22 protein-coding genes are annotated in these 23,971 nt (G+C 46.8%); 14 read left to right on the forward strand and 8 right to left on the reverse strand.

Annotated features, from left to right (window positions below; genetic code table 11):
* Window positions 1-13 precede the first annotated feature (13 nt).
* The 6 genes from E5355_RS04020 to E5355_RS04045 all read left to right on the forward strand — a co-directional run bounded on the left by E5355_RS04020 (window position 14) and on the right by E5355_RS04045 (window position 5,916).
* Window positions 14-1,099: a 3-methyl-2-oxobutanoate dehydrogenase subunit VorB gene (locus tag E5355_RS04020; RefSeq protein ID WP_136009274.1), complete on the forward strand. Its 1,086-nt coding sequence runs from the start codon at window positions 14-16 to the stop codon at window positions 1,097-1,099.
* Complete coding sequence (locus E5355_RS04025) at window positions 1,096-1,269, forward strand: hypothetical protein (RefSeq protein WP_136009275.1); 174 nt, start codon at window positions 1,096-1,098, stop codon at window positions 1,267-1,269. Before E5355_RS04020 ends, E5355_RS04025 begins: the two co-directional genes overlap by 4 nt.
* A 12-nt stretch (window positions 1,270-1,281) precedes the next feature.
* Window positions 1,282-2,043, forward strand: coding sequence for a thiamine pyrophosphate-dependent enzyme (locus E5355_RS04030; RefSeq protein WP_136009276.1), 762 nt, complete (start codon window positions 1,282-1,284; stop codon window positions 2,041-2,043).
* A 22-nt stretch (window positions 2,044-2,065) separates the two neighbouring features.
* Entirely contained in the window at window positions 2,066-2,611 is a 546-nt protein-coding gene (locus tag E5355_RS04035; protein WP_136009277.1) for a 2-oxoacid:acceptor oxidoreductase family protein, read from the forward strand.
* A gap of 252 nt (window positions 2,612-2,863) precedes the next feature.
* Window positions 2,864-5,074, forward strand: coding sequence for a putative porin (locus tag E5355_RS04040; RefSeq protein ID WP_136009278.1), 2,211 nt, complete (start codon window positions 2,864-2,866; stop codon window positions 5,072-5,074).
* 11 nt (window positions 5,075-5,085) lie between these two features.
* On the forward strand, window positions 5,086-5,916 hold the full coding sequence (locus E5355_RS04045) for a transporter substrate-binding domain-containing protein (RefSeq protein WP_136009279.1): 831 nt from the start codon (window positions 5,086-5,088) through the stop codon (window positions 5,914-5,916).
* Window positions 5,917-6,143: 227 nt separating this feature from the next.
* On the opposite strand, the gene E5355_RS04050 is transcribed toward E5355_RS04045, so the two are convergent.
* Complete coding sequence (locus tag E5355_RS04050; RefSeq protein ID WP_136009280.1) at window positions 6,144-8,069, reverse strand: NAD(+) synthase; 1,926 nt, start codon at window positions 8,067-8,069, stop codon at window positions 6,144-6,146.
* Window positions 8,070-8,373: 304 nt separating this feature from the next.
* On the opposite strand from E5355_RS04050, the gene E5355_RS04055 reads away from it, so the two are divergent.
* The 6 genes from E5355_RS04055 to E5355_RS04080 all read left to right on the forward strand — a co-directional run bounded on the left by E5355_RS04055 (window position 8,374) and on the right by E5355_RS04080 (window position 12,158).
* Window positions 8,374-8,808 (forward strand): Fur family transcriptional regulator, encoded by a 435-nt coding sequence (locus tag E5355_RS04055; RefSeq protein ID WP_136009281.1) that lies wholly within the window; start codon window positions 8,374-8,376, stop codon window positions 8,806-8,808.
* Between the two features lie 26 nt (window positions 8,809-8,834).
* Window positions 8,835-9,392 carry an NADH peroxidase gene (locus E5355_RS04060; protein ID WP_009123967.1) on the forward strand — a complete coding sequence of 186 codons (558 nt, stop codon included), beginning with the start codon at window positions 8,835-8,837 and terminating at the stop codon, window positions 9,390-9,392.
* Window positions 9,393-9,765: 373 nt separating this feature from the next.
* Entirely contained in the window at window positions 9,766-10,290 is a 525-nt protein-coding gene (locus E5355_RS04065) for an RNA polymerase sigma factor (RefSeq protein WP_136009282.1), read from the forward strand.
* Window positions 10,287-10,748 carry a hypothetical protein gene (locus tag E5355_RS04070; protein ID WP_136009283.1) on the forward strand — a complete coding sequence of 154 codons (462 nt, stop codon included), beginning with the start codon at window positions 10,287-10,289 and terminating at the stop codon, window positions 10,746-10,748. The genes E5355_RS04065 and E5355_RS04070 overlap by 4 nt, the downstream gene beginning before the upstream one ends.
* A 13-nt stretch (window positions 10,749-10,761) precedes the next feature.
* Window positions 10,762-11,232, forward strand: coding sequence for a DUF6108 family protein (locus tag E5355_RS04075; RefSeq protein WP_136009284.1), 471 nt, complete (start codon window positions 10,762-10,764; stop codon window positions 11,230-11,232).
* 20 nt (window positions 11,233-11,252) lie between these two features.
* Entirely contained in the window at window positions 11,253-12,158 is a 906-nt protein-coding gene (locus tag E5355_RS04080; RefSeq protein WP_136009285.1) for a hypothetical protein, read from the forward strand.
* A 111-nt stretch (window positions 12,159-12,269) separates the two neighbouring features.
* On the opposite strand, the gene E5355_RS04085 is transcribed toward E5355_RS04080, so the two are convergent.
* Together E5355_RS04085 and E5355_RS04090 are read right to left on the reverse strand one after the other, a co-directional pair.
* Window positions 12,270-13,958 carry an OmpP1/FadL family transporter gene (locus tag E5355_RS04085; RefSeq protein WP_136009286.1) on the reverse strand — a complete coding sequence of 563 codons (1,689 nt, stop codon included), beginning with the start codon at window positions 13,956-13,958 and terminating at the stop codon, window positions 12,270-12,272.
* Between the two features lie 33 nt (window positions 13,959-13,991).
* Window positions 13,992-15,398: a hypothetical protein gene (locus tag E5355_RS04090; RefSeq protein WP_136009287.1), complete on the reverse strand. Its 1,407-nt coding sequence runs from the start codon at window positions 15,396-15,398 to the stop codon at window positions 13,992-13,994.
* Between the two features lie 281 nt (window positions 15,399-15,679).
* Between E5355_RS04090 and prmA the strand changes: the two genes are divergently transcribed.
* Window positions 15,680-16,525: a 50S ribosomal protein L11 methyltransferase gene (gene prmA, locus E5355_RS04100; protein ID WP_136009288.1), complete on the forward strand. Its 846-nt coding sequence runs from the start codon at window positions 15,680-15,682 to the stop codon at window positions 16,523-16,525.
* Window positions 16,526-16,558: 33 nt separating this feature from the next.
* On the opposite strand, the gene E5355_RS04105 is transcribed toward prmA, so the two are convergent.
* The 4 genes from E5355_RS04105 to E5355_RS04120 all read right to left on the reverse strand — a co-directional run bounded on the left by E5355_RS04105 (window position 16,559) and on the right by E5355_RS04120 (window position 21,894).
* Complete coding sequence (locus tag E5355_RS04105) at window positions 16,559-17,842, reverse strand: ABC transporter permease (protein ID WP_136009289.1); 1,284 nt, start codon at window positions 17,840-17,842, stop codon at window positions 16,559-16,561.
* Window positions 17,843-17,849: 7 nt separating this feature from the next.
* A complete protein-coding gene (locus E5355_RS04110) occupies window positions 17,850-19,112 on the reverse strand; it encodes an ABC transporter permease (RefSeq protein WP_246866886.1) in 1,263 nt (420 codons plus the stop codon).
* A gap of 202 nt (window positions 19,113-19,314) precedes the next feature.
* A complete protein-coding gene (locus E5355_RS04115; RefSeq protein WP_168354271.1) occupies window positions 19,315-20,178 on the reverse strand; it encodes a glycoside hydrolase family 25 protein in 864 nt (287 codons plus the stop codon).
* A gap of 69 nt (window positions 20,179-20,247) precedes the next feature.
* Entirely contained in the window at window positions 20,248-21,894 is a 1,647-nt protein-coding gene (locus E5355_RS04120) for a diphosphate--fructose-6-phosphate 1-phosphotransferase (protein WP_136009291.1), read from the reverse strand.
* A gap of 308 nt (window positions 21,895-22,202) precedes the next feature.
* Here E5355_RS04120 and E5355_RS04125 point away from each other — a divergent pair, with 308 nt between their 5' ends.
* Entirely contained in the window at window positions 22,203-22,508 is a 306-nt protein-coding gene (locus tag E5355_RS04125; RefSeq protein ID WP_136009292.1) for an RNA recognition motif domain-containing protein, read from the forward strand.
* An 85-nt stretch (window positions 22,509-22,593) separates the two neighbouring features.
* On the opposite strand, the gene E5355_RS04130 is transcribed toward E5355_RS04125, so the two are convergent.
* Window positions 22,594-23,970 carry an efflux transporter outer membrane subunit gene (locus E5355_RS04130; protein ID WP_136009293.1) on the reverse strand — a complete coding sequence of 459 codons (1,377 nt, stop codon included), beginning with the start codon at window positions 23,968-23,970 and terminating at the stop codon, window positions 22,594-22,596.
* Between the last annotated feature and the right edge of the window lies 1 nt (window position 23,971).

Below are 23,971 nucleotides of genomic sequence, written 5' to 3' on the forward strand. Positions count from 1 at the left end.
AAATCAGCAGAATATGGCAGAAGAAGTTGTATTAATGAAAGGAAACGAAGCCATCGCCCACGCAGCTATCCGTTGCGGTGCAGACGGTTACTTCGGATATCCCATTACTCCGCAATCGGAAGTATTGGAAACTCTTGCCGAACTGAAACCCTGGGAAACGACCGGCATGGTGGTTCTTCAGGCAGAAAGTGAAGTGGCAGCTATCAATATGGTGTACGGCGGTGCCGGAAGTGGAAAAATGGTCATGACCTCCTCCTCCAGCCCCGGTGTCAGCCTGAAGCAGGAAGGCATCTCTTATCTGGCAGGTGCCGAGCTGCCTTGCTTGATTGTAAACGTTATGCGCGGCGGTCCCGGTCTGGGAACTATCCAACCGAGCCAGGCCGACTATTTCCAGACAGTAAAAGGAGGCGGTCACGGTGACTATCGTCTGATTGCCCTTGCTCCGGCTTCGGTACAGGAAATGGCAGATTTTGTAGGACTGGCATTCGAACTTGCCTTCAAATACCGTAACCCTGCAATCATCCTTGCCGACGGTGTCATCGGCCAGATGATGGAAAAAGTAGTGCTTCCGGCACAAAAGCCACGCCGCACCGATGCGGAAGTCATCGAACAATGCCCATGGGCCACTACCGGCAGAACCAACGGACGCAAGCCCAACATCATCACCTCGTTAGAACTGAAACCGGAAGAAATGGAAAAAAACAACATCCGCTTCCAAAACAAATACAAGCAGATTGAAGAGAATGAGGTTCGCTTCGAGGAAATTCATTGCGATGATGCCGACTACCTGATTGTAGCCTTCGGTTCCATGGCACGCATCGGGCAGAAAGCAATGGAACTGGCACGCGAAGAAGGAATCAAGGTAGGTATGCTCCGCCCCATCACGTTGTGGCCATTCCCAACCAAAGCCATTGCCGCATATGCCGACAAGGTGAAAGGCATGCTTGTTACAGAATTAAATGCCGGACAGATGGTGGAAGATGTCCGCCTGGCCGTGAACGGTAAAGTGAAAGTGGAACATTTCGGACGCCTCGGCGGCATTGTTCCCGATCCGGATGAGATAGTAGATGCATTGAAAGAAAAACTGATTAAGAAATGAATCCTGATAAAATAAGAAACGTACTGAACATTCTCTTCATGATACTTGCCCTAGCAGCTATCATTATATATTTTGCAGCAAAAGATGACTTCAAACTGTTCATCTACGTCTGCGGTGCAGCAATATTCGTCAAGCTGATGGAGTTTTTCATACGGTTCACCAACAGATAAGGAGAAGTGATTATGACAAAAGAAGATATTATAAAGCCCGAGAATCTGGTTGCCAAAAAACCGACTCTGATGAACGATAATCCCATGCACTACTGCCCGGGATGCAGCCACGGCGTAGTTCATAAACTCGTAGCCGAGGTTATCGAAGAAATGGGACTGGAAGACAAAGCAATAGGCATCTCCCCCGTAGGATGTGCCGTGTTCATCTATAATTATATAGACATCGACTGGCAGGAAGCCGCCCACGGACGTGCACCCGCACTTGCCACTGCCATCAAGCGCCTTTGGCCGGACCGTCTGGTGTTCACTTACCAAGGAGACGGCGACTTGGCTTGTATCGGTACTGCCGAGACCATCCACGCCTTGAACCGCGGCGAAAACATCACCATCATCTTCATCAACAATGCCATCTATGGTATGACCGGGGGACAAATGGCTCCCACTACCCTTGTAGGCATGAAGACGGCGACCAGCCCTTACGGACGCGACGTGCATCTGCACGGCTATCCGCTGAAGATGGCCGATATTGCCGCACAACTGGAAGGAACCGCTTATGTGACACGCCAAAGCGTACAGTCTGTTCCCGCCATCCGCAAAGCGAAAAAGGCTATCCGCAAAGCATTCGAGAACTCTATGGCAGGCAAAGGCTCCAACCTTGTGGAAATCGTTTCCACCTGCAACTCCGGCTGGAAGATGTCTCCTGCGAAATCCAATGAATGGATGGTAGAGAACATGTTCCCCTTCTATCCGCTGGGCGACCTGAAAGATAAATAATCATGCTAAAGACAGAAGAACAATGAAAGAAGAAATCATTATAGCAGGCTTCGGTGGGCAAGGTGTATTGTCCATGGGAAAGATTCTGGCATATTCCGGACTAATGGAAGGCAAAGAAGTAACTTGGATGCCGGCTTACGGACCGGAACAGCGCGGTGGCACAGCAAACGTGACCGTTATTGTAAGTGATGAGAAAATCTCCTCACCCATCCTCAGCAAGTACGATGCCGCCATCATCCTGAACCAGCCGTCATTGGAGAAGTTCGAGGGCAAAGTGAAGCCCGGCGGCATACTCATCTACGACGGCTACGGCATCATCCATCCGCCTACGCGCAAGGACATCCACGTCTATCGCATCGACGCCATGGATGCCGCCAATGAAATGAACAACGCCAAAGCGTTCAACATGATTGTTTTAGGCGGATTATTAAAACTAAAACCGATGGTCGCACTGGAAAGCGTGCTCAAGGGACTGAAGAAAACACTTCCCGAACGTCACCACCACTTGATACCGATGAACGAAGAAGCTATCAAGAAAGGAATGGAACTTATTCAGGAAATGAAATGAAAAGCTATATAAAGCCACTTCCCATAAGGAGGGACTTCATGCCAGAATAAAGGACAAAGGAAAAACGGATATGCCCTTGTGATATTGATTTATTGCAAGGGCTTATTTTATTTCAAGCCAGAAAAAGATGGATTCAAGGGCGGAGAACCGGAAGCAGTATAGGACAAAACAGAAAACAAGACAGTTTAAAAGAAGCAAAAAAGACTGAATTCAGTAAGCAAACAATTTTTTATTGTATCTTTGCGCCTAATTATGAGACGAATTGTACTGACATATATATTTCTGTCCGTTATAGGGATATGGGGGGCTATGGCTCAAAACACCTTAAACCCGACGAACAGTCGCGACCGGTTCGGTAACCAAATTGACCCGAACACCCAGCCGGACAATCTGGAAGACAGTACCAATACTGAGATTCAAAGTCTTCCGCCCAAGCTTTACATGTGGAAACTAAGTGAGACACTGGGTAACCGTACCATCATGCCTGCCGACACGGCCAGCCTCAACTTCCAGAACACCAATCTGGTGGAAGGAATGTTCGGCCACTACAATTATTTGGGGAATTTAGGTTCACCACGCCTCTCACGTCTGTTCTTCGAACGGGAAGAAAGCGAGCCGACCATCTTCATGGCTCCCTTCTCCAGTTTTTTCACACGTCCCGACCAGGTGCTTTTCACCAACAGCAACGTGCCTTACACCAATCTTACCTACTATAAGGCCGGCAACAAAGTGAACGGTGAAGAACGCTTCAAGTCCTATTTCTCCGTCAACGTCAACAAGCAGTTGGCATTTGGCTTTAACATCGACTATCTGTACGGGCGCGGTTATTACCAGAACCAGTCCACCTCGCACTTCAATGCAGGTCTGTTCGGCAGCTATATCGGCGAGAAATACCAGGTACAAGCAGTCTACAACAATTTTTTCCTGAAGATGAACGAGAACGGCGGTATTGCAGACGACCAATACATCACCCGTCCCGAAAACATGTCCGGAGGAAAGAAAGAGTACGAATCCACCACTATACCGGTCAAATTGGAACAGACTTCCAACCGCAACAAGGATTTTTATATCTATCTGACACAGCGCTATCGTCTAGGTTTTACGCGGAGAGTACGGAGCACACAAAAAGGCAAACCGTCGGTATCTGTACCCAAAGCTTCATCCTCTCCCTCTTCCGAAACCGAAATATCCGCTTCGAACAATGACATGGCATTGCCAAACGACAGCATAGTATCAACATCGGTCAGCACACTTGCAGCAGCCAATGACAGCTTGCCGCCTGTTTCTACCGCAGACAACGACTCACTTTTCGAAGAAGAGTTCGTCCCCGTCACCAGCTTTATCCATACCCTGAAAGTAGAACGGTCGCGACACCAATTCCGTTCGGGAAGCGAGCCCGAAGGATTCTTTCCGGAAGACTACAAGCTTTACAAGAATTACAGTAACGACTCTACCACGGCATTCAGTGTAAAGAACGTGTTCGGAATAGCCTTGCTGGAGGGTTTCAACAAATATGCCAAAGCCGGACTTACGGCTTATGTCTCCCACAAGTTCAGCCGGTACGACCTGATGAACACGGACACGCTTACCGACATGCGCCGCATCCGCTATACCGAGCAGGAAATCTTCCTGGGCGGCGAACTCGCCAAGCGCGAAGGCAAACTGCTGCACTACAACGTAAACGGCGAAGTGGGGTTGGTAGACAAAGCCATCGGACAGTTCCGCGTCAACGCCAATCTGGACCTGAACTTCCGTCTATGGAAAGATACGGTGAACTTCTACGCCCGCGGTTATGTGAGTAACACGCTTCCTTCCTTCTATATGCGTCATTATCACTCCAACCACTACAACTGGGACAATGACAACATGGACAAGGAATTCCGTACGCGTGTGGAAGGCGAGCTGAACATTTCCCATTGGGGAACCAATCTCCGTGCCGGTGCAGAAAATATCAAGAACTACACTTACTTCAACCAAAGCGCCCTGCCCGAACAGAACGGAGGCAACATACAAGTGCTGTCTGCCACGCTGAAACAAGACTTCCGCCTTGGTGTCTTCCATCTGGACAACGAAGTGACCTGGCAGAAGACAAGCAATGAAGCGGTACTTCCATTGCCCAAACTCTCGCTCTACCATAACTTCTACATACTGACCAAACTCGCCAAGAAGGTGCTGACCGTTCAGCTGGGTGCCGATGTCCGTTACTTCACCAAGTATAACGCACCCGCCTATGCGCCCGGTGTCCAGCAGTTCCATCTGCAGCCTACGGACGACTTGGTGGAAATAGGCGGTTACCCCATCGTAAACGTATATGCCAACCTGCACTTGAAACGGACGCGTATCTTTGCCATGATGTATCACGTCAACGCGGGTATGGGAAGCGCCAATTCCTTCCTGACACCACACTACCCCATCAATCCGCGCTTGTTCAAGATTGGCGTCTCATGGAATTTCTATGACTAACAGACAACTGTATGATAAAAAGCAGACTGCTCAAATACGCACTTCTGGGAGTTACGGCAGCTCTCATAGCCCACTATCTCATCAAGAAAGAAGAGAAACAGAAAGGTCATCCGCGCGACTATGCCGAGATAGCTGCCGAAGGCATCATACATGTTTCGACGGAATACAACTCCATCAGTTTCTATGTGGATGATGACACCTTGTCCGGTTTCCACTACGAGCTGATAGAAGCTTTTGCACGCGACCACGGACTGCAGGCTGCCATATCACCGGAAATGAGCTTCAACAAGCGGCTGGAAGGTCTGGCCGACGGGCAATATGACGTGATTGCCTACGGCATCCTTGCCACCAGCGAGCTGAAAGACTCCTTGCTGCTTACCACCCCCATCGTACTGAACAAGCAAGTGCTGGTGCAGCGCAAGCTCGAGAATGTTCCCGACTCATCACTGTTCATCAAAAACCAACTGGACTTGGCGGGCAAGACGCTACACGTAGTGAAAGGCTCCCCTTCCATACTACGTATCCGCAACCTAGGAAATGAGATAGGCGACACCATCTACGTTAAGGAGATAGAGAAGTACGGTTCCGAACAACTGATTGCATTGGTAGCCCACGGAGACATTGACTATGCCGTATGCGACGAAAGCATTGCCCGTACCGCAGCCGACAGTATTCCTCAAATAGACATCAATACCGCCGTCAGCTTCACGCAATTCTATTCCTGGGGAGTGAGCAAACAGTCACCTATCCTGCTGGACAGCCTCAATACATGGCTGGATAGTTTCAAAAAGGGAAAGGAATACAAGAAAATCTACAAACGATACTACGGGAAACGAAACTAAGCTGCACTTTTCCATACACGCAGCATATCCCTACTTTTACAACCAGCTATTAATCAATAGATTATTACTGCAAAATCCTGCACATCGATATGCAGTACGACTGCAACAGTTATGCAGTGATACTGCAACACGTTTGCAGTGGCACTGCAAACCACATGCAGCAAGAATGCAAACAAGATGCAGTCATCAAATACCCATAGATATTACGGCACGCCCGAAGTAAAGAATCAAAGTCCTTCCACCTCCCTTAGCCACATCTCCGATGAGGCATCGCTCGGCATCCTCCAATCACCGCGCGGACTGAGGGAGATACTCCCGACCTTCGGACCATCCGGCAAGCAGGAACGCTTGAACTGCTGGTTGAAGAAACGGCGGCAGAAGATTTGCAACCATTTCTTGATGGTTTCTTCATCATACATCCCTTTGAATGTGCGTGCTGCCAAGAAGAAAATCTTGGAAGGACGGAAACCGCAGCGCAGGAAGTAATAAAGAAAGAAGTCGTGAAGCTCATACGGACCCACCAAGTCCTCAGTAATCTGCCGGATATTTCCGTTCTTATCTGCGGGAATCAGTTCCGGACTAATGGGAGTATCCACAATGTCGAGCAACGTAACGCGTGAAGCATCATCCATGTCATGCTCTGCCACCCATTTCACCAAGTGCTTCACCAGAGTCTTGGGGACGCTGGCATTCACACCATACATCGACATGTGGTCGCCATTGTAGGTGGCCCATCCTAAGGCAAGTTCCGAAAGGTCACCCGTACCGATAACCATTCCCCAAGTCTGGTTGGCAATATCCATCAAGATTTGGGTACGCTCCCGTGCCTGCGCGTTCTCGTAGACCACGTCGTGCACATGGACATCATGGTCTATATCCTTGAAATGCTGTATGCAAGCCTCCTTGATACTGACTTCGCGGACGGTCACACCGAGGGAGTTCATTAAGTCCATCGCATTAGTATATGTACGGTCGGTCGTCCCGAATCCCGGCATGGTGACCCCGACAATGCCCTGGCGAGACCATCCCAACTTATCGAAAGTCTTCACACAGACCAATAGCGCCAACGTAGAATCCAGTCCGCCCGAAATGCCGATAACGGCACTCTTCGCTTTAGTATGCACCAGACGTTGCGCCAGTCCGGACACCTGAATGGAAAATACTTCCTCGCAGCGTTCGTCCAGCATTATCCCCTGCGGAACAAACGGATGCGGCTCAAAAGTACGTGTCAGGTTCAAATCCCTGCTGTCGACATACTCCGTAGAGATTCGTACCGGGAGGTCTGAGACACAATTTGCATGGCAAGCCGAGAAGGTCGTATTCACCCGTCGCTCCGTACGCAAGTGTTCCACATCAATTTCGCTGATGACCACCTGCCCCTCGAAGGAGAAGCGTTCGTTTGCCGCCAGCAGAGTCCCGTTCTCATAAATCAGCCCGCTGCCGGCAAACACCACATCCGTAGTGGATTCTCCGAAACCGCACGAGCTGAATACATACCCGGCAATGCAACGTGCCGACTGCTGGCTGATGAGCGAGCGCAGATAATTGTGCTTGCCGATACCTTCATTGTCGGCCGAAAGATTGAACAAGACTTCCGCACCCTGCAGCGCCAGCGTAGAGCTGGGCGGTATGGGCGCCCACAAATCCTCGCATATCTCCACCCCGAAAGTGGTATCAGCCGTTTCGAACAGCAGGTTTCTCCCCATCGGAATAATCTGTCCGCAAAGGCGCACACTGTTTTCCGATACATCACAAGCCGAAGTAAACCAGCGTTTCTCATAAAACTCCTTATAATTAGGAAGATAAGTCTTGGGGACAACGCCCAGCACCTTTCCCTTCTGAATGATAACCGCCGCATTCAGCAACACACCGTTCAGTGCAACGGGCATGCCCAATATCGAAATAATATCCAGCTGGCGCGTATTGTTCAGAATCTGTATCAACCCCATTTCCGCCTCTTCGAGCAAAAGCTGCTGGGCAAAAAGGTCACCACAAGTATATCCGGTAATGCACAACTCCGGAAAAGCAATGATTTGCACACCTTTCCCGTCGGCTATAATAATCTCTTTTTCAATCTCTGAGGCATTGAACTTACAGTCAGCCACCTTGACACGGGGCACAGCCGCCGCTACTTTTACATATCCGTAATTCATAAGGATGTCATATTATTTATTCGATTTGCACTATCTTCGTTTTCGTGGCAAAGATAGTGCAAAATTCTGATTAAGAGAGATAAGAGATAAAACGTTTTCTCTTACCGGACACGGCTCTTTCATTTAAGAGAGTTAAAGGGAGTTAAATGAAAGAGCTGTGGCTTACCGGCACGAGGAACATATCAGCATTTTTAATGGTTGCTGCTAAAAATATTCCGGAAATCTTTTGGAGAATTATAGGAACTTCTTATCTTTGCAAAAAAATTAAAAATGTAATTATTACAAGTTTGAATAATAAGATGACATGGATGTAATAAAACGATTGCAAAATCATCACATTAAGCCTTCAGTGCAGCGCATAGCCATTATGAACTATCTGATGGAGCATCGTACGCATCCCACGGTGGATGAAATATATACGGCATTGTCTCCCTCTATACCGACATTGTCCAAGACAACGGTATACAATACCCTGAAGTTGCTTAGTGAGCAAGGCGCGGCACAAACTCTGACCATTGACGAGCGTAACACATGTTACGATGCCGATACCAGTCCGCACGGTCACTTTTTATGTAAACGTTGCGGAAAAATTTATGACTTGATGTGCAATAACAACACCAAGACAGTAATAGACATGGATATGGACGGACACGACGTGCAGGAAATCCACTATTACTACAAAGGCATCTGCAAGCATTGTATGGAAGAAGAACGTTTAAGAATAACGAAGAATAATTAATTCAACTAATTAAAATCTGAGAGAAAATGAAAAAATTTAGATGCACAGTATGCGGTTACGTATACGAAGGAGATGCAGCTCCCGAAAAATGCCCATTGTGTAAAGCTCCCGCAAGCAAGTTTGTAGAAGTTGAAGAAGCAACAGCCGGCGGTCCGTTGGTATTTGCCGACGAACACGTTATCGGTGTAGCCAAAGGTTGCGACGATGAAATGATTAAGGACTTGAACAACCACTTCATGGGTGAATGCACAGAAGTAGGCATGTACTTGGCAATGAGCCGCCAGGCAGACCGTGAAGGCTATCCCGAAGTGGCAGAGGCTTTCAAGCGTTACGCCTGGGAAGAAGCAGAACACGCTTCCAAGTTTGCCGAACTGCTGGGCGACTGTGTATGGGATACCAAAACAAACCTCGAGAAACGAATGAACGCAGAATCAGGTGCATGCGAAGACAAGAAGCGCATCGCTACCCGCGCTAAAGCTTTGAACCTCGACGCTATCCATGATACCGTTCACGAAATGGCTAAGGACGAAGCTCGTCACGGTAAAGGTTTCGAAGGCCTGTACAACCGCTATTTCAAGAAATAATCCTTATTTCTGAATATATTGAAGTGCCCTTCCGTTTCCGGAAGGGCACTTTTTTTATACGCCAACGCCACACTGCCACACAGACAGCAGACCTTAAGCCATCTCACCTACCTTGCAAGGACATCTCATCCTACCGGAAAAACTGGCTGAAGCAGGGAACAAGATTTATCTTCACACTGAAGATATACATATCCAGTATGAAGATATATGTCTTCAAGTTGAATATCTACATCTTCAGCCTAAAGATAAAGTTTAAAGTAGGCATCAGATCTCTTTCTCTATAGGAAGAGACTACCTCATTTGCAGGTCAGATGTTTCTTTTTCCCTATCTTTGATGTCACGTTTATCAATCCCATTCGTCTTATCTACAGAAATGGAACTCAAAGAATTCAAAATAACCGTTCTTCCACTCCGTGCCAAGCTGTTGAGCTATGCACGGAAGTTGACCGACGCCCCGGAGGATGCAGAAGATGCCGTTCAGGAGGTACTGCTCAAGCTATGGAACAAAAGGCTTGAACTGAATCAGTACCGGAGCATCGAGGCATTTGCCATGACGTTGACGCACAACACCTGCATAGATATGTGGCGCTGCAAACGTAATGACAATCAGTCTCTCGACATTGTGCAGGCAGCATCCCCTGCCGGAACACCTGAACAGCTGTTGGAAATCAAAGATGAAATCTGCCTGATGCACGAAATCATCAACTCGCTGCCCCATCTTCAACGCACCATCATGCGGATGAAGGACATCGAAGGATACGAGACGGATGAAATCGCTGAAATCACGGGATGCGGACCGGAAGCCATCCGCAGCAACCTGTCGAGAGCCCGGAAAAAAGTGAGAAACATTTACCTGCAAACCATACAAGGAAAAAGAGAAAGGAGAAAGGAAGCATGAAGATAGATGAACTGCTGGATAAATATTTTGAAGGAGAAACCTCCTGCGAAGAAGAACGCCGGTTGCGCCGTTTCTTTACAGAAGAAGAAAAGGTGCCGGAACATCTGCTGGTTTACCGCCCCCTATTCGTCTATCTGGATAAGGAAGCCGTTTCAGTGACCAGGAAGGAAGCCGTTTCAACAATCACGCCGAAGGAAAAACAACAGGAACAGCCTTCCGGAAAGCCCTCCCGCTTTTACCGCATGTGCTATGCCATAAGCGGCGTTGCCGCCGGATTGCTCCTGCTTCTCGGGGTAGCCAAGACTATATTTCCGCTTTCCGGTGTTCTTGAAAATTATGTCGTCATCGACGGAAAACGGTACACGGACGAGAAGCTGGTGGAAGCCAAAGCGCTGGAAGCCCTGCAACATGCCGGCTTCACGGAGGAAGACTTAAACAACTTACTGTTTCAACACTAATATAAACAAGCTTATGAAAACATCTATACAGATTTGCCTGCGCAGGCTGTGCCTCTTGTCCCTGCTGATTTGCCTGCCAGCCTTTGCACATGCGCAAGAGGGACTGCAAATAGCCGACCTGTTCAACAAGTACGGCGAACAAAAGGGCGTGACCAGGGTAGAGCTGAACGGCAGCATCCTGAAATCTTACCGAATGACTACCTACAAGAGCCTTGTATTCAAGGATGTATTCCCCTATTGCCGGGAAATCCAGCAGGCCATTGCCCACGACAAGCAGGACAACGCAAAGAAGGCGCAAGAGGTAATGGAAAGCGGCATTCTGCGTAGCGCCTATTACCAACTGAAAGAGGTGGAACGCAACGGGAAGAAGCTGAACCGCTACCTCATTTTCAAGATAGGAAAAGGCTCCATGGGTACCTTGATTTACATAGAGGGCCTGCTCAGTGAAAAGGAAATGATGAATATGCTTTACAAATCGGAATAACTCTAAAAACAATATACGATATGAAAACCAGAATTATGATTTTGGCCTGCCTGCTTGCTGTGCCGGCCGGCCGCATGACAGCACAACAACAGACTGCCCCTGAACAAAAAGCTACAGTACAGACACAAGGCGATTCCATCATCATCCGGAAAGGAAAAGGAGACATGCGCATCAAGGTGTACGAAGAGCAGCTGGAAGACGGCGAAAAAAAAGAAGTGCAAATTTATGAAGGAGTCTATCTCGAGAAAGTGGATGCAGACAAGCGCACTTTCCTCGACGCCCTGCCATTCATCCCCAAAAAGAGAAGATACAATGCTTACGAACCGCACTGTTCCGGTCTGTATATTGGCTACAGCCGGCTGGCTAACGACTTCCTTTCCTTCGGAGCAAGCGACAAGATGGTACTCGACTTATCCAAGTCATGGGAATTCGGCTTCAACATCCTCTCCGTATATCACAACTTCAAGAAGAACCCGCATTGGGGAATCAATCTGGGAGTCAGCTGGGGATACCGTTCTTTCAATATCGACGGTAACTATGCCTTGCTAAAGGAAAACGGAACCAGCATCTTCACCGCAGGCAACGAAGAGACCAGCTACAATAAAAGCCGTCTGCGCCATTTCTTCTTCCGCGTACCCGTATTGATGGAATGGCAACAAAGAGTGGGAAGACGCAAAGTGTTCTTCAATGCCGGTCCCGAATTTGAGATACGCCACGGTGTGAAGTCATTCTCACACATCAACGGAGGCAAGAAGAAAACCGTAGGCAAAGGTATGTATGTGCAGCCCGTCGGCATAAACCTGCTGGCACAAGCCGGTTATGGTAATATCGGCATTTACCTGCGCTACTCCACATACGGATTATTCCAGAAAGACAAGGGACCGGAAGTATCTCCCTATTCATTTGGCGTGGCATGGTATCTGTAATCCCTCCCTTATAACACAAGACTCCCCGAAATGTATTTGTACATTCCGGGGAGTTCTTTTATACCCTAAGGTATTGACAATGAAAGGTTATATGCAATGAAAATTGTTCTTTTAGAAACGCACACCTAACGTAAGCAGTACTTGGCTGCGCGTATTGGTTACTTTGGTTGCTTGTGCCAAAGTTGTCCCATCAAATGTATCAAATGGATAGAACTTTGCATCATAAGTAGTATACTTATAAGCTAAATCGGCATAGAACATAGAACCGCGATAGCCTATACCCAGTGTATAGTTACTCAATGACTCACTGTTGGCAAAGTCCGTATCTGTCTGGATGGAGTTTAGCGGAAGATCCTTAAAAGCATCATCCTTGAAAATAGAAGATTGATAATTATAACCGGCGCGCAAGGCAAACTGAGGAATCACCTTATACTCTGCTCCCAAACGAATGGTACTGACACCTTTCAACATGTCTGTAGTAGAATTCTCATAATCGAAAGAATCAGCATAACCTGCATCATCTCTGAACTGAATAGAAGAATAATCCTTATATTCATATTCAGCTCCCAATGCCAAATTATTACCTACAGTATATCCTAAACTGAGATTATAGGTCCACGGAGTACGAAGTTGAAATTTGCTTACCATGTCGCCATTAAGGATATCATAAGTATCTTCATCATAATGTCCTATCTCATTGCTCGGAGTACCCACTTCATTCTTCACATTCAAGTCATTCCATACATCAGACTCCAAACGTGCATTGGTTTTATAATCCAGGCTATAGAATATCGGTGTGTGTATCGAGAACCCTATACGTAATGGAGAATACTCAAACGGACGTACGATAGCTCCCAACTTCACATCAAAGCCTGCTCCATTGATTTTACTCCATGTCTGTAAGTTATAGCCTTCACCTCCACCATAATTTTCATCATAGATACAGTATTTGCTATAGTCCAATGCATAAGCTCCAACAGTTAATCCAAAATAGATACGGTCGTTAAAATTAAAGGCAACATTAAAGTCAAACCGATCAATTCCTCCACGTTCCTCAGAACGAAACTTAGCATCTGCTCCGGTGTACATACCTACATATTCGCCCGGAGTGCGGTACATCAATTCTTCATCCACGTTTTGCACTTGCACACCATCTTTCATATAAGGTACATAGTTAGAATAATTGGGGTTTGAAGCCAACAAATTATCTAAATCTCCTTGCGAAATCAAGTCCGTAATCAAATAACCATTATATCCCATAGCAGAGAGCCAACCTATATTATTATCCCGGTAAGGATTATCAGGCCAATCTTTAATACCACCTGCATCTGATGCCTGATTAGCCATATAAATAGTTTGAGAGAAATCACCAAGATTACCTTCCATCTGCATGTTATTATAAAAAGATTTTACACGCTGGTAGTTGAACCCAAAGTTCACGTATCGCAAGGGCGTTACATTTCCCACCTTTGTGGAAAACACAAAACCTGCATTATTAAAATCTGCCCGTGTCTTATCCGAACTCATTTTATTACCCATATAGTTACTTTCAGTTCCATATGAAGAGAATCCAAAAGAAACAGCAGCATCATTACTACGATATATACCTATGCCTGCAGGATTAGTTCCCATAGTGGTGATATCTCCTCCCAATGCTCCCATAGCACCTCCCATTCCCACAAAACGAGCAGTCCCATTCAAATCTTTATTTGCAATATTAGCTGCATCATAGATAGTCTGTGCATTGACACTTACGGCTGTAGACATAGCAAGTGCCATTATCATTATATTTTTTTTCATAAATCCACTTTTTAGAATTAATCAGTAAGTCCTTTATCTCCTTCTGGAACTTCCACCACTTGAACGAGAAGATCCTCCACCGGTTGAATAACTTCCACCCGAGGAACGAGAACCACCTCCAGAAGAAAAGCTGGAAGAGGAACCACTATTACTGCCACTATTATTATAAGAACGCGTACTACTATTATTATAAGAACGGCTACTGCGATTATTATTGAAATTACTACGTGCAGGAGCAGTACTTGAGCCACGATTATAAGTTGCCGAGCTACGGGTAGTACTCCGCGAAGATGTCCCTACCGATGAACGGCCGCCTGCTGTAGAACTACTACGTCGTACTCCCTCTACAGTAGAACGACTACTACCATAGGAACTACTACGTGTACTACTTGGACGAGTATAAGTAGAGCGTCTGCTCGTAGCGGCATCCGAACGCGTAGCACTGGAGCGAATAGCGCTGGAACGCGTAGCAGCAGATGACCTTGTCCCTACTACTCTGCGATTAGTGTCGGTACTTCCACGCCTGACTTGTCCCGTTGCAGCACCACTGCGACGCACTGTTTGCCCACCATTCACATAAGAAGAACGTCTGGTTGTAGTACTTCCTCCATAGGCAGAGACCCTATTTCCACGAGAACTTCCAAATGAACGTCTGTTTGTATAGGTATTTCCCCAATGACTGCCTCCTCCCCAATGGCCACCGCCGCCGGGATAATATCCGGGATGATAGTGATGGTGATGATGATGGTGTCCCCACCAGCCACCGCCGTACCAGCCGCCCCAGCCAAAGCTCCAGCTCGGACTGTGCCAGCTGTTCCATCCCCAGCCATAGTAAGGATATCCGCCCCAACCGTAAGAGTTATAGCGCCAGTCCCACCACAAGCGGTTGGTAAATGTCGGGAAAGCGTATGCATACAGACCATCGGTGTACACGTTCCAATCCCAGGAATTCAAGCCATAGACCACATCCCAATACAGTGGGCTGCTGATGCTGATGGCATAACGGGGATTGCGGAAACGGATAATACGGGTAGCATACTCGTAATCATCTTGTGAACCTTCAAACTCACCGTTCACCCATTCGCCGTCCAAGCCGTCATCTTCTTTTTCATTGATGTAAAGGGTATCGTTCTCCATCACGAAATCATTGTTGCGGGAGTCGTAACGACGGTTATATTCGTCCACGTCGCGGGTTTTCCCCTTACGGTCTTTTACTACAACGGTAGTGCTTCCCGGCGACGAATAGATAGTGGTCGGCGCATTCGACTTTACTACAATCTCTTCTACGGGAGCAGCTACTTTCTTCTCCTGCTTCACCTCTTTTTTTTTCTCTTCCTTATTCTTGGAAGGAATGTAGTAAAGGTCGTCATCTATACTTTGTGCCGCCAGTGTCCATGGAAGGCACAAGGCAAAAAGCGATAAAAAAACAATCTTTTTCATATTAGTTTGGTTTATGGATTTTACATTTATCTATTTCTTCACGTCACAAAGATAACGCCTGATTTTATCCCATGCAGCAGATTTTCCCCAAAGATTGATAGGGAATTCCCTAAATACACTATCATTCAATAAATCAAAGTCCCTAGCGGATAAAAAAAGAGCACGTTCGTTTTATTCTCCCCCCGGTTTGCATTACCTTTGCAGAAAGATAAACAAATATACGCAGAAACCGGTTTGCTTCTAAGAAGCATATTCTGTATTTAACAAACAATTATATTCCGATGAAATATTTAGAATTTACATTCCGCACCGTTCCGTGTACAGAAATAGTCAACGATGTACTTTCCGGCGTCCTGGGCGAAGCCGGCTTTGAAAGTTTTGTCGAACAGACCGACGGCATCACCGCTTACATACAGAAAGAACTTTATAGCGAAACCGTTCTTAAAGAGGCACTTGCCTACTTTCCCCTGCCCGACGCACAAATAGAATACAGTTATGTGGAAGCAGAAGATAAAGACTGGAACGAGGAATGGGAGAAGAACTTCTTCCAGCCTATCGTTATCGGAGACCGTTGTGTCATTCACAGCACTTTTCACAACGATGTCCCACAAGCAGAATATGACATCGTCATCAATCCGCAGATGGCATTCGGCACGGGACACCACGAGACCACCAGCCTCATCATCGGCGAACTGCTGGACAGTGACCTGCAAGGCAAATCACTGCTCGATATGGGGTGTGGAACTTCCATCCTCGCCATACTGGCACGTATGCGTGGAGCCTCTCCTTGTACGGCTATCGACATAGATGAATGGTGTGTACGCAACTCCCTCGAAAATATAGCATTGAATGGAGTGGATAACATTACCGTATCCCAAGGTGACGCCTCCTCTCTGGAAAGCAAAGGTCCGTTTGATATGGTTATCGCCAACATCAACCGCAATATCCTCCTGGCGGACATGAAGTACTACATAGCCCGCATGAATCCCGGAGCGGAGTTGTTGATGAGCGGTTTCTACATAGATGACATTCCCGTCATCCGCGAAGAAGCCGAACGCAACGGACTGCACTTTGTCCACCATTGTGAAAAGAACCGATGGGCGGCGGTGAAGTTTCAAAAACCGTAATTCTTCATGCCTGTAAAAGTGTTGAAGGATTGATTACTCATCCTTCAACGCTCTCACCAGAGAAATGGTACTGATTCTGTATGCCGGAACAGATATTCCCAGACACGTTACCAGCATCATCAACAGATATACCAGCAACGAAACAATCATAAAGTGCAAACCGAAATGGCCGGGCAAATAGGAATCGGACGTAACAACCATTCTCTTTTCATAAGAATACAGATCGCCAAAAGCATACAAACCCTCAAAACACGCCCACTGGAAATAGACGAAACATCCCAGCAACACGGCAACTGTCGTCAATGCTATCCCCTCGCCAAACAGCATCAGCCGGATTTTTCCGGGCGAAGCACCATACGAAAGACGGATACCTATTTCTTCATGCCGGCCACTGGTGTTCATCCAAAACGTCCCGCTCACTGCAAGCAGCAAATTGAACAGGAAAAAGACAGCAAGGAGATATTTAGAGCGTATCTCATTGGTAACGCCTTTCTCCAAATCCGAAGCTGCCTGTATTTCGTGAAACGGCAAGAAATCCTTGAACACCAATGACCCTCCCGTCAGATTCTCATCCGACCATTGCAAAAATTGCTCTACAAAACGCTCTTCCGAGATTCCTTCCTTTGCACGAATAAAGATGCGCATCCCATTAAATCCCCACTCGGGCATCTCACCTATAATAGGCACCAGCCGCACGGCACAAGGCTGCATGCCATTACGCATCTTGAAAGGCCGCATCAACGCCACCACCCGATAAGAGGGGCCGTCTCCATTACCTTCATGCACAGTCTGACCTACCATGTCGCCTCCTCCGGACAAAACTGCGGCGGCATCTTCACTCAAGATAATACCATCATCAGGCACTTCCAGATTCTCCAAGGTCTCCCATGTGCCGTCTGATGCCGAACGGAAACGCCAAGTACGGAAAAAGTCCGAACCACGGAAAAAAGGAATATAGGTAGTGGTTATCGCTACGGTATCTTTCACTATATTGTTGGCATTCATACCCGGCGAACTGGGATAAGCACCACGCAACACACAAGTAGCGGCATCAACGGAAGGTATGTTGCGCAACTTCTGCATAATCAGCCGATAGTCATCGGCCGGATTGGACACCGTATCTTCCGGATTCCGCATCAGTTGCAAGCGATACAGCCCGTCAACATCATAACCGTCAGGAATTCCACGGTTATAATTCAGCACAAAAAGCGGATCTATCACCATCCAGCTGACGATAGTAATTACAATCAGCTCTATCATAATCCACAAATTGTGGCGACGGCAGTTCCAAAGGTATCGTATGATTTGTCCAAACATAATAATATCATTTTTGTTTGTTAAGAGAATAAACAATATTTTTCTTCAAAGATAGAAAAGCCGGTATCAATGCTGAAACCAAATTCAACAACACACAGATGAGAAACGTGAACAAGAACACGTATGGATTGAAAAGCATGTCCCACGTAACGCCCTGTGTGCCATCCGGAAAGAGCTGTGTTCCTCCGTCAAGCATAGTCAGCAACCACTGTTGTGCCAAAAACAGCATACCAAAAGAGATCAATAATCCCAGCACTCCCCCCAATACCGTCAATAGCAAATTCTCCCAGACTATCTGTGCAAACAACCTGCCGCGGGTTGCCCCGAATGCCTTACGCACTCCCATTTCGGGCAGACGCCACTCCATACGTGAAGCAATCATCCCCGAAAGGTTGAGCGCCGGCACCAATAACAGCAACAGCAACCAAACACCCATCTCACGAAGAATCTTCGCATAATCCAACTCTTCCATGTCATTCTGATAGAACATTGATTTCCAATACATGTAGGGCTGTCCATGCAGCACCAGCCTATAACCATCGTGTGGCTGCAGGTTGAACTTACGTACATATTCGTCCACACACTCCTTCACCCTTCCGGCATCCCCGGCAGAATGCAAAAGAATGGCCACTTGGAAAGCCCCTATTACATCCATATAACTGTCTTTCAAAGACACATCACACGTATAAGGTAACCACACATCCGCAAAACTAAGTTTCATAGCATAGCTAGGCGACTTCACTACCCCACAAATCCTATATTTCCGATAATTCATGTTCAACTCGCTTCCCACGACATCTACCCGCCCGAATATGCGCCGGGCCAGTTCTTCCGAAACTACTGCCACAGGAACTCCACTCTGAAAGTCCGCCTCCGTAAACGGCCCACCGGCTATGAACTTAAAATCGAACACTTTCCAAAACGCCACATCCGTAAACTTCCGCATGACAGACAACGGCCGTTTCATCATCTCCGATTTCACAGTGACCGGATCGACTTTCGTGACTGCCGTCACAGCTTCCACATCCTCCAACGGATAAAAACAATTCTTGACAAACGGCAAAGAATAGCACCAAGTCGTATTATTAGAAGTATCCTCTCCCTGCATATGTGCAGACAAAGCCACCATCATTCTGCTACGATGGCTTTCCGGATAAATATCTCCCACCTTTATATAGTAGAGTATGGCAAGTACCATCGCCAAAGCTATGGCGAGTCCGGTGCCCAAGATGTAAAGACTACTGAACAAGGGATTTTGTTTCAGTAACATAAAAGATTGTTGCAAATACTTTCTTATCATATCACAGCTATTTGGGCAATAGAAAAACAAGTTGCATGCCAATATTGTAATATACTGACTGTGAGATTCATAACATATTAACATCCTGTCCGATAACGGACACTTGTTCAATAACGAACACTTGCATGAAATAGTCGCCACATGAAATGTGTTGTGTACAGTGGTGCCAGGATTATTCTTGCAGAGTAAGTGCCTGCAATTTTTCCAATGTCCCGTTGAATACGTTCAGGTCAACTTCCTCTTCAATACCGGGCACAGAACCCACATCGGTATGCTGCCAAAAGTGCCACTTGCCTTCATAGCACACGGAATCTACATAATAGTGGGCTATCCAGTAAGGATAAGCATTGAAAATGGAGTCGCTGAGATAGCGTTTCTTGAATTTATAGGAAGTATAAAGAATAGGCTTTATGCCATAATGAGACTCAATTCTGTCCAGCCAAGTCTTGACAGCCGTTTTAAGTTCCTGCGGTGACTGCTTGCCGATAGTCTCCACATCAAGTACGGGAGGCAGGTCTCCCTTTGCCAGCTGCACGGTACGGATAAAGAAATCGGCTTGCTTGTGGGCATCGGTCCTAGGGATAAAGTAGTGATAGGCACCACGGATAAAACCATACTTACGCGCCTGACCGAAGTTCTGCGTAAACGTATCATCGCCATGGTCGCCGCCCTCGGTGGCCTTCAGAAAAACAAAATGGATGGGAAATTTGGCTTCTCTGTTATGTGCCAGGAGTTCCCAATCTATCTTCCCCTGATGATGGGATATGTCTATGCCATGCACCTCATAGTTGCAGGGCATGCACACACCATATCCTTTCTGGCCGTAACAAGGCTTCCAACGATAAGCGTATGGACGAATGAAAAACCAGTAAAAGCCGGTAGAAAAAATAAGAATGATACAGACCGCCCAAAGATTGCGCAACCATACGGGCATGGTACGCGGCTGCGATTTCTTCTTACTCCGCGAAGAGGGAGAGGAAGAGCGACGGGTGGCAGCAGTTCTGCGCCGGGGATTTGTGGAGGTCTTGGTTGCCATGAGTAAATCAAAAAAAAGGGCGGAATGAACCGCCCTTCCGTTTTATTGTCAACTTGTTGATGCGTCAACTTATTTAGCCTGTTCCAGCTGCAAAGTCTTCGTAGCCTGGTCGCAAACCTCTGTCGGACCGAAGTACTGGATAGGACCCGGATAAACATAGTCTGTTTCCATAGCCCAACGGTCACGCTGAGCAGCGAATGCCTTGAACGGAGCACCGTCCAGTTTCACCAGAGCCTTCTGGATAACCGGCTTCATTTCGCCGTGACGACGTTCCATGTTCATCATCATGGTGATGGGCACACCGCCTGCAATCCATTCTTCGGCAGGAGCAGTAGTGTTGCGTACAGAAGACATGTAACCGGTCTTTCCGTTGGCAATCAATGCTGATGCAGCATAACCCAAAGAGTAGCAGTAGTCAGCATCGAAGTTTGACGGAGCCGCGCAACGTCCTTCGTAACCGAAGAAGTGGTGCTGTGCAGCAAACTTACCTACGAACTTACCCTCTTCTTTCCACTGAGCCAGCTTGGTACCCACCATTTCAGACAGCAATTTTTCAGTTTCAATCAAAGACACCTGTACGTTTCCGTGCGGGTCGCGGTCCAGAGACAACTGACGTGCCACACCCTCGGGAAGGCTTGCGTAAATGGCAGCATTCTCCGGAGAGAGTTTACGGATGATATAGTCGCGTTGAGCCGATTTCTTGATTTGGGCAAATTCCTCTGCATTGGCAGCAAGGAAGTCGTTCAACTCAGCAATCAGACGCTTCATGGCCGGAATGAATTCAACCAATCCTTCGGGAATAAGAACCGTACCGAAGTTATTTCCCTGAGCTGCACGTTCAGCAACAACCTTGGCAATGCTGGTCACGATGTCGTCCAAAGACATATCCTTAGCTTCAACCTCTTCAGAAATGATACACATATTAGGCTGTACCTGCAATGCACATTCCAAAGCGATGTGAGAGGCAGAACGTCCCATCAACTTGATGAAGTGCCAGTATTTACGGGCAGAGTTACAGTCACGTTGAATGTTACCGATTACTTCAGAATAAGTCTTGCAAGCCGTATCGAAACCGAAAGAAGTTTCAATCATATCATTCTTCAAGTCACCGTCAATGGTCTTAGGGCAACCAATTACCTGCACGCCATAATTCTTGGCAGCATAGTATTCAGCCAGTACGCAAGCATTGGTGTTAGAGTCATCACCACCAATAATTACCAGTGCCTTGATGTTGAGTTCCTTCAGAATCTCATAACCTTTTTCAAACTGTTCTTCCTTCTCCAGCTTAGTACGACCTGATCCGATGATATCGAAACCACCAGTATTGCGGTATTCATCGACAATTTCGGCAGTCAGTTCGATGTAATTATGATCAACCAAGCCACCGGGACCCAGAATAAAGCCATACAATTTGCTGTCTTTGTTCAGCTTCTTTATACCGTCGAAGATACCGGAAATCACATTGTGACCGCCAGGAGCCTGTCCACCGGAAAGGATAACCCCCACGTTCATTGCGGGAAAGTTGGCTGCCTCATCAGTAGTCTCAAACTTAATCAAAGGCATTCCGTACGTGTTGGGGAACAATTTCTTGATTTCTTCCTGATCAGCAACAGACTGAGTAGCTGCGCCTTCTGCAGCCTTAACAGTTCCTTTCAGCGCTTTCGGAAGTTTGGGCTGATAGGCAGCCCTTGCAATTTGCAATGCACTTTTAGTCATTTCTCTTAATTATTTAAAGGTGTTAGTAAAGTTCCGTTTAAAAGCGTCGCAAATTTCGTTTTTTTTCGTAAGATATGCAAACGAGAGGCCGAAATAATGTATAAAATGACATTTATCGTCTTTTATCCTAAAATAAAAAGGGAAAGAAAGCAATTAACTGATTTATTGTGTTATCTTTGTCGCAAAGTTCGAGTTACGAGTCATTATCGCATTGTTCTTCTTTATAATACATAACTATTATCAGGCGGTCTCTTCCATAATTATTCTCCATACTCCAATTTAATAATTACAATTAATTAAAATTTCAAATGAACATTTACATTTCAGGTTTAAACTTCAGCACAACAGACGCTGACTTAAACGATTTATTTTCAGAGTACGGGGAAGTTTCTTCTGCAAGAATCATCACAGACAGAGAAACAAGAAGATCCAGAGGTTTCGGTTTTGTAGAAATGCCGGACGACGCAGCCGCCCAAAAAGCCATTGACGAGTTGAACGGTGCCGAATTTGACCGCAAACAAATTTCAGTAAACATTGCACGCCCCAGAGAAGAAAGATCTTTCAATGGCGGCAATCGCGACAGAAGAGGCGGTTACAACTCCAGAAGATATTAATATTCTTGACTATTGACAAAAGCAGGGGGTATTGCAACAACACCCCCTGCTTTTTTTATAACCGGATAAATAAAAACGCTAATCGTCATTCGGTTTGCCAGCCGCCCCCCAATGCCTTATAGACATTTACCATGGCAATAAGCTCGTCACGGATAGCATTACTCACTCCAATTTGAGCATCGAAATAACCACGCTGGGCATCGAGCACATCCATATAATTGATAACACCATTGATGTATTGCAATTGTGCCAAATCCACGTACCCTTTGGCAGAGCGTTCAAGTTTGGCACGCAGCTGGTAGACTTCCTTTATTTTATTGAAATCCACAATAGCATTCTTTGCCTCCTTAAAAGCATTCAGTACGGTCTTTTCATAGCTATGTATCTCGGCTTCAAAAGAAGCTTTCTGAGCTTTCAGGGCGGCACGATTCTTTCCCCAACCGAAAAGCGGAGCCAATATCGCACCATTCAATAAGGAATAGGGAGATTCCAAAAAATTAGACAGCACATCACTTTCCAATCCAAACTGTCCGGTCAACGCCAGACGGGGAAACATATTGGTATAAGCAATTTTCACTCTGGCATGCTCGGCCCTCAACTGCTGCTCTGCCGCACGAATATCAGGACGGCGCTCCAACAAATCGGAAGGAAGACCTACCGGTAAAGACTCCGGCACATCCAGTTCCTGTAGAAAATTTACACGCTTAATGCGGGTAGGAAATTCACCTACAAGAAAAGCGATATCATTTTCTTTCAGAGAGATACGGCGTTCTAAATCGGGCACAAGCGTAGCCGTACGGGCCAACTCCACTTGTGCCTGCTGATAAGAGGTCTCGGAGGTCAGTCCACCTTCAAAACGGATACGGGCCAAGCGAACTCCCTCTTCACGCGCCTTTTGCGTCTGGCGTACAATCTCCAGTTCGGTATCAAGGGCTACCAGCTCATAATAAGCCTGTGCAACTTCGGCAACGATAGTCATGCGCAACGCACGCTGTGCCTCCACACTTTGCAGGTATTCGGCCACGGCGGCCACTTTCTTCCATCTCAAGTTTCCCCAAAGATCCAGTTCCCAGGAAAGCAATGCCTTGGCTTCATAGGTATTGCCTACATCACGGCTATGACCGCCATAATTATCCACTTCACGCTCGGCCTCCACTTTTCCGGTGAGCTGCGGCAGAAGATTGGCAACACTGATACGCTTTTGGGCAGCCATCTCCTTGACGCGGAAAGCCGCAATCTGCATGTCCTTATTATACTCCAATGCACGGTCTATCAAGCTGCGCAGAGTACTGTCCGTATAAACAGCTTGCCATTGCTGGTCGGCAATGCTGATACTGTCCTGCTGTTGCACAAGGCTGTCCGGCAAGGACATTTCAGGACGGACATAACTCTTTCCGACCTTACAGGAAGTGAATATGGAAATACTCAGCAGCAAAAGGATATATATTTTATTTTTTTTCATA

The sequence above is a fragment of the Bacteroides muris (ex Afrizal et al. 2022) genome, assembly GCF_004793475.1.
Classification (GTDB): domain Bacteria; phylum Bacteroidota; class Bacteroidia; order Bacteroidales; family Bacteroidaceae; genus Bacteroides; species Bacteroides muris.